The 13059-nt window shown below is 64.5% G+C and carries 9 protein-coding genes; 5 read left to right on the top strand and 4 right to left on the bottom strand.

Annotation, left to right across the window (positions count from 1 at the left end):
- The first annotated feature begins 98 nt into the window (after positions 1-98).
- Positions 99-2783: a DNA mismatch repair protein MutS gene (mutS, locus tag FVF58_RS01760; protein ID WP_149668219.1), complete on the top strand. Its 2685-nt coding sequence runs from the start codon at positions 99-101 to the stop codon at positions 2781-2783.
- Positions 2770-4140 (top strand): hypothetical protein, encoded by a 1371-nt coding sequence (locus tag FVF58_RS01755; RefSeq protein WP_149668218.1) that lies wholly within the window; start codon positions 2770-2772, stop codon positions 4138-4140. The genes mutS and FVF58_RS01755 overlap by 14 nt, the downstream gene beginning before the upstream one ends.
- On the opposite strand, the gene FVF58_RS01750 is transcribed toward FVF58_RS01755, so the two are convergent.
- Positions 4120-4659 (bottom strand): FKBP-type peptidyl-prolyl cis-trans isomerase, encoded by a 540-nt coding sequence (locus FVF58_RS01750; RefSeq protein ID WP_149668217.1) that lies wholly within the window; start codon positions 4657-4659, stop codon positions 4120-4122. The genes FVF58_RS01755 and FVF58_RS01750 overlap by 21 nt on opposite strands.
- 32 nt (positions 4660-4691) lie before the next feature.
- On the opposite strand from FVF58_RS01750, the gene FVF58_RS01745 reads away from it, so the two are divergent.
- Together FVF58_RS01745 and FVF58_RS52450 are read left to right on the top strand one after the other, a co-directional pair.
- Complete coding sequence (locus FVF58_RS01745) at positions 4692-5942, top strand: cupin domain-containing protein (protein ID WP_149668216.1); 1251 nt, start codon at positions 4692-4694, stop codon at positions 5940-5942.
- Positions 5943-6174: 232 nt separating this feature from the next.
- Positions 6175-6456 (top strand): hypothetical protein, encoded by a 282-nt coding sequence (locus FVF58_RS52450; protein ID WP_129959435.1) that lies wholly within the window; start codon positions 6175-6177, stop codon positions 6454-6456.
- A gap of 153 nt (positions 6457-6609) precedes the next feature.
- Here the strand turns inward: FVF58_RS52450 and yoaA are convergent, their stop codons facing one another.
- The 3 genes from yoaA to FVF58_RS01720 form a co-directional block, all read right to left on the bottom strand.
- Positions 6610-8874 (bottom strand): DNA repair helicase YoaA, encoded by a 2265-nt coding sequence (yoaA, locus tag FVF58_RS01730; RefSeq protein ID WP_149668215.1) that lies wholly within the window; start codon positions 8872-8874, stop codon positions 6610-6612.
- A gap of 63 nt (positions 8875-8937) precedes the next feature.
- Entirely contained in the window at positions 8938-9156 is a 219-nt protein-coding gene (locus FVF58_RS01725; RefSeq protein ID WP_042322843.1) for a DUF465 domain-containing protein, read from the bottom strand.
- Positions 9157-9288: 132 nt separating this feature from the next.
- Positions 9289-10371, bottom strand: a complete 1083-nt coding sequence (locus FVF58_RS01720; RefSeq protein ID WP_425468900.1) for a hypothetical protein — start codon at positions 10369-10371, stop codon at positions 9289-9291.
- A gap of 189 nt (positions 10372-10560) precedes the next feature.
- Here FVF58_RS01720 and FVF58_RS01715 point away from each other — a divergent pair, with 189 nt between their 5' ends.
- Positions 10561-12912: a Tex family protein gene (locus tag FVF58_RS01715; RefSeq protein WP_149668214.1), complete on the top strand. Its 2352-nt coding sequence runs from the start codon at positions 10561-10563 to the stop codon at positions 12910-12912.
- The last annotated feature ends 147 nt before the right edge of the window (positions 12913-13059 follow it).

The following is a 13059-nucleotide window of genomic DNA, read 5'->3' as shown; positions in this document are numbered from 1 at the left end:
AAGCCCGCTGCACGGATTGGCCATCCGGCCAGGGTCCGCTCGTCGCGCCGGCGGGTTAAACTCACGCCCTGAACAGCTAACGCAAGAAGACACCGAGGATGGGCATTCAAACCGCAGCGGCCAACGACGTCGCACAACACACGCCAATGATGCAGCAGTACCTTCGCATCAAGGCGGAGCATCCGGGCACGCTGGTGTTCTACCGGATGGGCGACTTCTACGAACTCTTTTTCGAAGACGCGGAAAAAGCCGCGCGCCTGCTCGACCTGACGCTCACGCAACGCGGCGCATCGGGCGGCAATCCGATCAGGATGGCGGGTGTGCCGCATCACGCAGTCGAACAATATCTGGCCAAGCTGGTGAAGCTTGGCGAATCCGTCGCGATTTGCGAGCAGATCGGCGATCCGGCTACGTCGAAAGGCCCGGTCGAGCGCAAGGTGGTGCGCGTCGTCACGCCGGGCACGCTGACGGACGCCGCGCTGCTGTCCGACAAGAACGACGTTTATCTGCTGGCCATGTGCGTCGCGCACAACCGGCGCGGCGTCGCGACCAGCGTCGGCCTCGCGTGGCTGAATCTGGCGAGCGGCGCGCTGCGCCTCGCGGAAGTCGCCCCCGACCAGGTGGCGGCGGCGCTTGAACGCATTCGTCCCGCGGAAATTCTGGTCGCCGACAACGCCGCCGATTCGCCAAGCTGGACGCCACCCGTCAACGCGGGCGCGCTCACGCGCGTGCCGGTCTGGCACTTCGATATCGCGTCGGGCACGCAACGCCTGTGCGATCAACTGGAAGTGGCGGGGCTCGACGGCTTCGGCGCGCATTCGCTGACTTGCGCATGCGGCGCGGCGGGCGCGTTGCTGCTGTATGCGGCGGCCACGCAAGGCCAGCAATTGCGCCACGTACGCAGCCTGAAGGTCGAGTACGAATCCGAATATATCGGCCTCGACCCCGCCACGCGCCGCAACCTCGAACTCACTGAAACACTGCGCGGCACCGAATCGCCCACGCTGTGCTCGTTACTCGATACCTGCTGCACGACCATGGGCAGCCGCTTGCTGCGTCACTGGCTGCATCATCCGCCGCGCGACCATGCGGTGGCGCAGGCGCGTCAGCAGGCCATCGGCGCATTGCTCGACGCGCCGCCGGGCGCCGACGTCGACACGCTGCGCGGCGCGTTGCGGCAGATTTCGGACATCGAACGGATCACCGGGCGTCTCGCGTTGCTGTCGGCGCGGCCGCGCGATCTGTCGAGCCTGCGCGACACGTTCATCGCGCTGCCCGAGTTGCGCACGCAGCTTGCAGCCGTGTCCTCCAACGCGGATTCGCTGGCGCGTATCGACGCGTCGCTGGAGCCGCCGCAAGCCTGCGTCGACCTGCTCAGCCGCGCGGTCGCGCAGGAGCCGGCGGCGATGGTGCGCGACGGTGGCGTGATCGCGCGAGGCTACGACGCGGAACTCGACGAACTCCGCGATATTTCGGAGAACTGCGGACAGTTCCTGATCGACCTCGAAACGCGCGAGCGTGTGCGCACGGGCATCGGCAATCTGCGCGTCGAGTACAACAAGGTGCACGGCTTCTATATCGAAGTCACGCGCGGCCAGACCGACAAGGTGCCCGACGACTACCGCCGCCGTCAGACGCTGAAGAACGCCGAGCGCTACATCACGCCGGAGTTGAAAACCTTCGAGGATAAGGCGCTGTCCGCGCAAGAACGCGCGCTCGCGCGCGAACGTTCGCTATACGACGCGTTGCTGCAGTCGTTGCTGCCGTTTATTCCGGAGTGCCAGCGGGTCGCGTCGGCGCTCGCCGAACTCGATCTGCTCGCCGCGTTCGCCGAACGCGCCCGCGCGCTCGACTGGGTTGCGCCCACGTTCTCGCCCGACACCGGCATCGAGATCGAACAGGGACGGCACCCGGTTGTCGAGGCGCAGGTCGAGCAGTTCATCGCCAACGACTGCACGCTCACGCCCGAGCGCAAGCTGCTCTTGATCACCGGCCCGAACATGGGCGGTAAATCGACCTTCATGCGGCAGACCGCGCTGATCGCATTGCTCGCGTATGTGGGCAGCTACGTACCGGCGCGGCGCGCGGCGTTCGGGCCGATCGACCGCATCTTCACGCGGATCGGCGCGGCCGACGACCTGGCCGGCGGCCGCTCCACCTTCATGGTCGAAATGACCGAAGCCGCCGCGATCCTGAACGACGCGACGCCGCAGAGTCTCGTGCTGATGGATGAAATCGGCCGCGGCACGTCGACCTTCGACGGGCTCGCGCTGGCGTGGGCGATCGCACGGCATCTGCTCGCTCATAACGGCTGCCATACGCTGTTCGCCACGCACTACTTCGAACTGACGCAATTGCCGGCGGAGTTTCCACACGCGGCCAACGTGCACCTGTCGGCAGTCGAGCATGGGCACGGCATCGTGTTCCTGCATGCGGTCAACGAAGGGCCGGCCAATCAGAGCTACGGCCTGCAGGTCGCGCAACTGGCCGGCGTGCCGAACGCGGTGATTCGGGCGGCGCGCAAGCATCTCGCGCATCTCGAGCAGCAATCGGCCGCGCAGCCCGCGCCGCAACTCGACCTGTTCTCCGCACCCGCGCCGATGGCCGAGGACGCGGACGACGAGCGCGATGCCGGGTCCGATGCGCCAGTGGTATCACCCGCGATGCAGGCGCTCGTCGAACGATTGCGCGGCATTGATCCAAACGATCTGCGGCCCCGCGAAGCACTCGACCTGTTGTACGAACTGCACGAACTGGCCGCCGCGCCGGATGCGGATCATTGACGCCCACAATCCTGTCCAGCGACCGCGCCGACTTCGCGCGGCGCTGAATTTCGCCTTCTCGCTCACCGGCGCTCCAAGGTGGTTCGCGGCACTGTCCGCTGCATTTTTTACGTTCGCAACGCCTGCCAACGCCGCCGCGCCGCGCTTCACCTTCGCAGTGATCGCCAACACGATGCACAGCGCCGCCGACGAAGCCGCCACGCAACGGCTGATCGACGCGATCGGCCGTGAGCGCGACGTGTCGTTCATCGTCTACAACGGCAATCTGAAGGGACCGAAGGAAGCCTGCCGCGATGCGCTCTACGAGCGCCGCCAGGCGCTGCTCGAAACTTCACGGCATCCCCTCTTCTTCATTCCGGGCCAGCACGACTGGGTCGACTGCGGCACGGCCGAGGCTGGCGGCTTCGATCCGGTGGAGCGGCTCGACCTGCTGCGTCAAACGCTGTTCGCAGACTCCACGTCGATGGGCCAGAACCCTATCGCGCTGACGCGGGAAAGCGAGGTCTCGCGCTTTCGTCCGTTTCGCGAAAACGTGCGCTGGCAAGCGGGTGACATCGTGTTCGTCGGGCTCAACGCACCCGGCCCGAACAATCATTACCTGACCGCGGGCGGCCGCAACGGCGAATTCGAAGATCGGGTCATCGCCAACGCTTTCTGGCTCGAGCACGCCGGCGAATATGCGAAACGCCGCGAAGCGCGCGCGGTCGTCGTGTTCATTCAGGGCGACCCCGATCCGGAGCGTTATGAACGGCCCGATCGCTTCGCGTGGCTGCGCTTTGCGCACAGCCCACGCCGCGACGGCTTTCTGGAATTCAAGCGTAGCCTCGTCAAGCTCGCGCAGATTTTCCACGGGCCCGTGCTGGTGATTCATTGCGACGACGAAGCCGCGAGCGGCGGCTTCGTGATCGATCAACCGCTACGCAATGACAAAGGGATGCTGGTGACGAATCTCACGCGTGTCGCGATTGCGCCGCATGATCGTCTTAACCAGTGGATTCAGATTGATGCGGAACTCGGTAGAAAACCGCCGTTCCGTGTGAGCGTGCGCGAGGTACCGAAGCAGATGCCGATGCCTACCGCGCAACCCGTGCTGACGCGCGAGGTGCCGGCTGCGTCGATGCCGGCTGTGCCGGCACTCGGACCCGCGTCGGAATTGCCGCCGCTGTTGCAAACGCCCGGAGAGCCACAACCGGATCAGCAACCGCGCATACCGGCCGACCAGGGTGGCGGCGCATACGGGCCGCCGTTGTCGGCGCCGCCTGCGCCGCCGGCCACGGCGCCGCGCACGCCGGGCGCTGCTTCAGGCCTGAACGTACCGGGCGGCGTGCCGGCAAGTTCAGTGCAGAGTGGGCCCTGACTTGTCGTCGTCTTCCTCGTCGTCTTCGTCGAGGATTTCAAGGCCGTCGGCGCCGTGCGCATGTTCGTGCTGGATTTCGTCTTCCGTAGCCGGGCGCACGTCTTTCACGGTCAGCGCGAACCGCAACGCCATGCCCGCGAGCGGATGATTGCCGTCGAGCACGACTTTGTCTTCCGCGACGTCGGTAACCACGTAGACCAGCGAATCGAGGTCCTCGTCGCCTTCTTCCGGCGTGCCTTCGAATTGCATGCCGACTTCGAGCGGTTCCGGGAAACGATCGCGCGGCTCGATCTTCACGAGATCGGGGTCGTACTCGCCGAACGCGTCTTGCGGTTCAAGCTGAATCTGAGTCTCGAAGCCGGCCTCGTGGCCGTCGAGCTCTTCCTCGATCTTGGGGAACGTGCCATCATAGCCGCCGTGCAGATAGACCATCGGCTCGTCGCTTTCTTCAATCAGATTGCCCTGCGCATCCGATAGCTTGTAAGCGACCGACACGACGGTGTTCTTTGCGATTTTCATTCGACTCTCCAGAATACAACTCACATTATACGATGCCCAAGCGGCCCACTGACCACCCGGCCGATGCAGCTTCGGCACGGAAATCGTCGCCGGCCTCGAAGCCGGCGCTTCCCGTTCTCCCGCCCTCGCCCGATACGCCGACCGCATTGCTCGGCAACTTGACCCCGGCGCAATTCATGCGCCGGTATTGGCAAAAAAAACCGCTGCTGATTCGCCAGGCCGTTCCGGGCATCGAGTCGCCGCTGTCGCGCGACGAATTTTTCGAGCTGGCCGATCAGGACGAAGTCGAAGCACGCCTGATCACCCACTTTCGCAACAAATGGCAGCTCGAGCACGGCCCGTTCGCGCCCGACGAGTTGCCATCGGTGAAGCAGCGCGCATGGACGCTGCTCGTGCAGGGCGTGGACCTGCACGACGACCGTGCGCGCGCGTTGCTGGACCGCTTCCGCTTCGTGCCGGACGCACGCCTTGACGACCTGATGATTTCGTATGCAACCGACGGCGGCGGCGTAGGCCCCCACTTCGATTCCTACGATGTGTTTCTTTTGCAAGTAAAAGGCACACGGCGCTGGCGCATAAGCGCGCAGAAAGATCTGACCTTGCAAGCCGGTCTGCCGTTGAAAGTTTTACAGAACTTCGAGCCGGATCAGGAATGGCTGCTCGAACCCGGCGACATGCTGTATCTGCCCCCGCACATCGCCCATGACGGTATTGCGGAAGGCGAATGCATGACCTGCTCGATCGGCTTTCGCGCCCCTTCGGCCAGTGAGCTGACCGCCCAATTCCTCTATCATCTGGCCGAACGCGGCGAGTCGGCAGGCAAGCCGGGCGCGCTTTACCGCGATCCGCAGCAGCCCGCCGTCGACCGTCCGGCCGAGTTGCCCGCGGCTCTGGTGGAGAAGGTTGGCGCGATCCTTGCTGGCATCAAGTGGAAGGATCAGGACATTGCTTCGTTTCTCGGCACGTATCTGAGCGAGCCGAAGCCAAGCGTGGTATTCGATCCGCCGTCCAGGCCCCTCAATGAAGCCCGTTTTATCGGTCAGGCATCAAAGTCCGGCCTGCGACTGGACCGCAAGACCAGTTTGTTGTACAACCGCCGTTTTTTCTTCGTAAATGGAGAAGAAATGCCGTTGGATGGTGCGCAAAAATGGTTATTTGATCTCGCCGATGGCCGGTGTTTGAGTGCGAAACGCTTTGTAACACTCTCACACGATTCGTCGGTGACAGCACTGCTACACGAGTGGTATTGTGCGGGCTGGATACAAGTGGGCGAGCTTGCGTAACTCTGCCTGCCTGCTATACCGTACAGTGAAATTTTGTATGAGAAAGACAACGTATTGACCCCGGATTTATCGACTGTCAGTACGAAAGTGCATATAATTTCCGCCCAAGCCGTAGGGAAGATTCTAGCTCGTCGAAAGAGCGTCTCCACCAGCGGCCCAGGTCGGTGTTGGAGCACATTACCGGTTTTATTTTGCGCTGTTGCTTACCTTTAAACCATAAAAGGACGTGATCATGAAGAAATCCCTCCTCGTAGCATCCCTGTTGGCAGCTGTGGCACTGGCTGCATGCAACAAGAGCAACGACCAAGCCGCTGCCCCGGCTAGCGACGCAGCTGCTGCTTCGGCACCGGCTGCTGCAGCTTCGGACGCGGCTACGGCTGCTTCGGGTGCCGCTGCTGCTGCGAGCGATGCTGCTGCTTCGGCTACGGCTGCTGCCTCGGATGCAGGCGCTGCTGCTTCGGACGCAGGCGCTGCTGCTTCGGCAGCTGCTCCGGCTTCGGGCGCAAGCCAGTAAGCTGTCGCATAGGGCTCGCCTCTGGGCGAAAACTGCATCGGGAAATCGTCGCGATTTCCCGGGCAGTAAAGCAAAACGCCACGGACTCACATCCGTGGCGTTTTGCCATTTGCGCGCCGTTTTACAACGGCGGCATTTTCAACACGTAACGGTTCATCGGACCGGCGTCGCGTTCTCTTCGAAGAACTCGCGCACCACCTCGATCTCACGCGTTCGTTTGAACGGCGGCAGGCTTTGCCAGATCCGACGGCCATACGGTTTGTCGACGAGACGCGTGTCGCAGATCATCAGCACGCCGCGATCGGTCTCCGCGCGAATCAGACGGCCTGCGCCCTGCTTCAACGTAATCACGGCCTGCGGCAACTGATGCACGGCAAACGGGCTCAAGCCTTTCTTGGTGAGCGCATCGAGCCGCGCCGACAGCACCGGGTCATCCGGCGGCGCAAACGGCAGCTTGTCGATCACCACCAGCGACAGCGCATCGCCGCGCACGTCCACGCCCTCCCAGAAACTCTGACTGCCCACGAGGATCGCATTGCCGTACGCCCGGAAGCGGTCGAGCAACTCGGTGCGGCTCGCGTCGCCCTGCACCAGCAGCGGATAATTCCAGCCTCGCGCTTCGATCGTGTCGCGCAGTTTCGCCGAGATGCGGTCCACCGCGCGCAGCGTCGTGCACAACATGAATACGCCGCCGCCCGATGCTTCGATCGCGGGCAACGCGGCGTCGAACACGGCGTCGGTGAACATCGGCGACGACGGCTGCGGCAAGTTGCGCGGCACGTACAGCAACCCTTGCGACGGATAGTCGAAGGGGCTGGGCAGCGTCATCGAACGTTTGGCGTTCAGTCCCATTTGCGCGGCGTAGTGCGTGAAGTCGCCGCGCACCGACAATGTGGCCGATGTGAAGATCCACGCGCGCGGCACGCCGGCGCGCTGCTTCGCGAAGATTGGTGCGACCGACAGCGGCGTTTCGTGCAACTGCACGGTATGGGAGAAGACTTCGATCCAGCGCACCTTTTCGTTCGGGTCCGCGCGTTCGGCATGGCCGTCGCTCGAGCTGGCTTGCTGTGCGTCGGCGGCGTTGCGCTCGGTCTCGGTGGGCGGCGTGGTCCAGCCGCCAAGCACGCCTTGCAACTCGCGCGCGCGGCGCAGGCATGCACCGAGTGATTCGGCGCGCTCGGCCTGGCCCGCCAGCGCGGATGCCAGCGCGTCGAGTTCGGTTTCGAGCGTTTCGAGCGCGGGGAATAGCGGATGATCATCGGGCAACTGGCCGATCGACAAGCGCACCGAATCTTCCTTGAACGCGAGCCGCACATCGCGCGCCGCGCGCTCGAGCGTCGCGCCGAGCTTGACCCAGTCGACCGCCTCGCGCGCGTGACCCAGACCTTCGGCCACCGAATCGCGCGCGAGCTCGAGAAACTGCGTAGTGGATAACGTCTCGCCGAAAAACAGCGTCGCCGTCTCGGGCAGTTGATGAGCTTCGTCGAAGACGATGGTGTTCGCGGTGGGCAGCAACTCGGCCATGCCCGTATCGCGCAACATGATGTCGGCGAAAAACAGATGGTGATTGACCACCACGATATCGGCCTGCTGCGCCTCGCGGCGCGCCTGCATCACGAAGCAGTCCTTGTAATGCGCGCACTCCTGGCCGAGACAGTTCTCCCGCGTCGACGTAACCATCGACCACACCGCCGCCGTTTCCGGCACGCTCGCGAGTTCCGCCTTGTCGCCGGTGCGCGTGATCTTCGCGAAGCGAACGATGTCCTGCAAATACGAGGTTTCCTGGCGCGACGGCAGACGGCCGTTATCCGCGGTGCGCTGCAGATAGTAGTGGCACAGGTAGTTCGCGCGTCCCTTGAGCATCGCCACCGATACCGGTACCGCGAGCGCATCGCGAACGGTCGGAATGTCGCGCTGAAAGAGCTGATCCTGCAGATGCTTCGTGCCGGTGGAGACGATCACCTTGCCGCCCCACAGCATGGCCGGCACGAGATACGCGTAGGTCTTGCCGGTGCCGGTGCCTGCCTCGACGATCAGCGTGTTTTCGCTACCGTCGAGTCCGCTCGACTCGGTGTTCCCAGCGGCCTCGGCCGTGGCATCCGCGCCCGCCGTTTGCAAGCGCCGCGCCGGACGCTTTTGCGCCTCGAACATCGCGGGCTCGGGCATCGCACGGCCCGACGCTTCCATCGCCGCAGCAACCGCGCGCGACATTTCGATCTGCGAGGCCCGCGAGCGATAGCCGTCGATCTGCCGGGCCAGCAGCCCATTGTCGGCGAAGATCTCATCGAGTTCGGCCGCGCGGCGCGGATTGAGCGACGCGCTCAACGCCGACGCGCCACTACGCGGCGCCGGCGTGCCGGTTCCTGCTGCTGCGTCGCCCAGCGTGGTCCGGGGTGAAGTTTCAAGCGGTGAATTCAAGGCAAGCGTTCCTGCAAAGTCCGGCTCGCGCGGCGCGCGCCCGGCGCCTGCCAGGCCGCGAACTCAGGCGCGTGCGTCCGGTTCGAGCTGCAATTGCAGCAAGATGATGGTGTCCTTGACTTTGAGTTTGCGCTTTTTCAGGCGCTGCAACTCGAAGTCGTCGATGCCGGGTTCATCCGACATTCGGTCGATTAGACGATCGAGCCCACTGTGCTCCGATTCCAGTTGCAGAATACGGTCGCGAAGTGTGTCCGCGTTGATGACGTGGTGATGATCGCGCATGCTCTCGCCTCCTCTCGTCTGCGGCACGGGCTGCGCGCGCAGACCGACGCCTGAGGTTGCTGTCCGGCTTAAAAGGCGTTTACGACTACGACGGGCGCTGGCCACAACCAGCCAGCGCCAACTACAGCACATTTACTGTTGCTGCTGTTGCTGTTTCTGCTGCTCTTCGAGTTGCTGCTGCTTCAACTGGTCCTGACGCTTCTGCTCGGCCTTCTCGGCCGCCTGCTTCTGACGCGCTTCCACGTCGGCCTTGTGTTGCGCGGCATCGGCCTGCTTCCTCTCGAAGCTCTGCTGTTTCTCGACGCGCTCCTGCGCCTTCTGCGCGCCCTGCTGACGCGCTTCTTCGAGCTTGCGCTGGAAGTCGCCCTGCTTCTGGTCGTACGCCTGCTGGTTGGCCGCCGCCTGCGACGGACCGATGCCACGCTGCGCCTGATCCAGCGCATGCTGGCGCTGCTTTTCCTCGTAGGCCTGCGCGTTGGCGGCGCGTTGCGGCGCCTCGGCGCTGCGCTGCGCCTGATCGAGTTCGTGCTGACGCTGCTTGTCCTGGTAAGCCTGCTGGTTACGCGCATCTTCGGCGGCACGCTGCGGCGCGTTCGCTTCGTCGCGCGCGCGCCTCAGCGCGGCCCGCTCGTCACGCGCGCGCGCGCGTTGCGCGCGCTGCTCGCCGTCGAGCGCGAGCTGTTCCTTGCGAATCTCCGCCTGCACCGTGCGCATGCTGTCGCGCGCGCGGTTCAGACAGTGATTGACGAAGAACGTGCTGTAGCAATTGTGCTGGGCGACCGCGTAACGGTAGTTGTTCTCGTCGCTGCGTTCGTCCAGTGCCCGTTGGCGCGCCTCGAACGAATTGTCCAGTGCGGCCGCGTCGCTCGCGCTGTCCGCGCTGCCAGCGGGCCGATCGCCCTGCGCAGCCGATGCCGCTGATGGCGCGACGCTCTGCGCGGACACCGGCGGGCTCGCGCTGTTACCCTCAGCCGACGGCGTTTGCGCGGCAGCCGGTGCGGACACGGCGAGCGCGGCGGCCATCACGCACGATGCGCACGATGCGGCGAAAACTCGCGGAGAAACGAATGCAAGCCCGAGCACGGCGCGCGCGGCCGATACCAACGAGATGAGCGGCGCGTTCAGCAAATCCGTTGGCGAACCCGACGACAACTCCGGCGACAAATCCGGTGACAGGCGAGAGACCCGGCGAAAGCCCAGGCAGTTGATGGACAAGGAGATTGGCAACGTCGTAGAGGGTCAACGGAACATGCCCGAAATTCTATCACCCTGCGGTTGAGCCCTTTGGCATTTATGGCAAAATGCCCCGCTCTAGCAACCTGGTCGCAGCGCGCACGCCGGGCGTGTCCCGACGAGCCGTCAGCGCGCGGCCCCTGACTGAGTCCGCAGGAACACCAAGACCTTATGACGGAAAACGTAGCACTCAAGATCGTACAGCGCATCGCCGCCGAACTGTCCGTCCAGCCGCGCCAGGTCGCGGCCGCCGTGCAACTTCTCGACGAAGGAGCGACTGTTCCGTTCATCGCCCGCTACCGTAAGGAAGTGACCGACAATCTCGACGACACGCAACTGCGTAATCTCGAGGAACGCCTGCTGTATCTGCGCGAGCTGGAAGACCGGCGCGCCGCGATCATCTCGAGCATCGACGAACAGGGCAAGCTCACCGACGAGCTGCGCAGCGCGATCGAAGGCGCCGACAGCAAACAGGTGCTGGAAGATCTGTATCTCCCGTATAAGCCGAAGCGCCGCACGCGCGCGCAGATCGCGCGCGAAGCCGGTCTGCAGCCGCTCGCCGACGCGCTGCTCGGCAATCCGCTGCTCGACCCGCAAACCGAAGCCGCCGCGTACGTTGACGCCGAAAAAGGCGTCGCCGACCTCAAGGCCGCGCTCGATGGCGCGCGCGACATCCTCTCCGAACAGTTCGGCGAAACGGCCGAGCTGCTCGGCAAATTGCGCGACTACATGTTCAATCAGGGCGTGGTGTCGTCGAAGGTCGTGGAAGGCAAGGAGAACGCGGAAGAAGAGAAATTCCGCGACTACTACGATTACGCGGAGACCATCCGCACTGTGCCGTCGCATCGCGCGCTGGCGCTCTTTCGCGGCCGCAATGCGGGCGTGCTGATGGTCAAGCTGGGTCTCGGCGAAGAACTCGACGCGCAGGTGCCGCATCCGGGCGAAGCGCTGATCGCGCGCCACTTCGGCATCGCCAATCAGAACCGCCCGGCCGACAAGTGGCTCTCGGACGTGTGCCGCTGGTGCTGGCGCGTGAAGGTGCAGCCGCACATCGAAAACGAACTGCTGACCAACCTGCGCGACGAAGCTGAGCACGAAGCGATCCGCGTGTTCGCGCGCAATCTGAAGGACCTGCTGCTGGCCGCGCCGGCCGGTCCGAAGGCGGTGATCGGCCTCGATCCGGGTATGCGTACCGGCGTGAAAGTCGCGGTGGTCGACCGGACCGGCAAGGTGCTCGCCACCGACGTGATTTATCCGCACGAGCCGCGCCGTGATTGGGACGGCTCGATCGCGAAACTCGCGCGCATCTGCGCGCAGACGCAGGCCGAACTGATCAGTATCGGCAACGGCACGGCATCGCGTGAAACGGACAAGCTCGCGAGCGAGCTGATCGCGCGTCATCCGGAATTCAAGCTGCAGAAGATCGTCGTGTCCGAAGCGGGCGCGTCCGTCTACTCGGCCTCCGAACTCGCGGCGAAAGAATTCCCCGACATGGACGTGTCGCTGCGCGGCGCGGTGTCGATTGCCCGCCGCCTGCAGGACCCGCTCGCGGAACTGGTGAAGATCGAGCCGAAGGCGATTGGCGTCGGCCAGTATCAGCACGACGTCAATCAACGCGAACTGGCGCGCTCGCTCGACGCGGTCGTCGAAGACTGCGTGAACGCGGTCGGCGTGGACGCGAACACCGCGTCGGTCGCGCTGCTCGCTCGCGTGTCGGGTCTGAACGCCACGCTCGCGCGCAACATCGTCGACTATCGCGATTCGAACGGTCCGTTCCCGTCGCGCGAGCATCTGCGCAAGGTGCCGCGACTGGGCGACAAGACCTTCGAACAGGCGGCCGGCTTCCTGCGCATCAACAATGGCGAGAATCCGCTCGACCGCTCGTCGGTTCACCCCGAAGCGTATCCGGTCGTCGAACGGATGCTCGCGAAGATCAACAAGCATGTCGGCGAAGTGCTCGGCAATCGCGACGCGCTGCGTGGGCTATCGCCAAGTGAATTTGTCGACGAGCGTTTCGGTCTGCCGACAGTGCGCGACATTCTGCTCGAACTCGAAAAGCCGGGCCGCGACCCGCGCCCCGAGTTCAAGACCGCGACGTTCCGCGAGGGCGTCGAGAAGGTCAGCGATCTGACGCCGGGCATGGTGCTCGAAGGCGTGGTGACGAACGTGGCGGCATTCGGCGCGTTCATCGACGTCGGCGTGCATCAGGATGGTCTGGTGCACGTGTCGGCGATGTCGACGAAGTTCATCAAGGACCCGCACGAAGTCGTGAAGGCCGGGCAGATCGTCAAGGTGAAGGTGCTGGAAGTCGACGTCAAGCGTCAGCGTATTGCGCTCACTATGCGCCTCGACGACGAGTTCGGCGCGGCTGCTGCGCGCAGCGGCGGCGGTGGTGCGCAGCAGGACCGCGGCGGCGCTGGACGTTCCGGTGGTGCCGGACGCGGCGCATCGCAACAGCGCTCGCGCGAGCCGGAAGCGGGCGGCGCGATGGCCGCCGCGTTCGCCAAGCTCAAGCAGAAGTAAGCGCCGCGACCCGCGCGTGATTCGTTTCATGCGCGGGCTTTCGCGAGCATGACAGGCGTTCACCACGCGAGCGCCCACGCGGCGGCACCGCGATGAAGCCACCTGATGCCATGCGGCCAAACAAAAAGCCCACGCTTGTGCGTGGGC

Source organism: Paraburkholderia panacisoli, from assembly GCF_008369935.1.
GTDB lineage: Bacteria > Pseudomonadota > Gammaproteobacteria > Burkholderiales > Burkholderiaceae > Paraburkholderia > Paraburkholderia panacisoli.
This window is presented reverse-complemented; position numbering and strand designations above follow the sequence as displayed.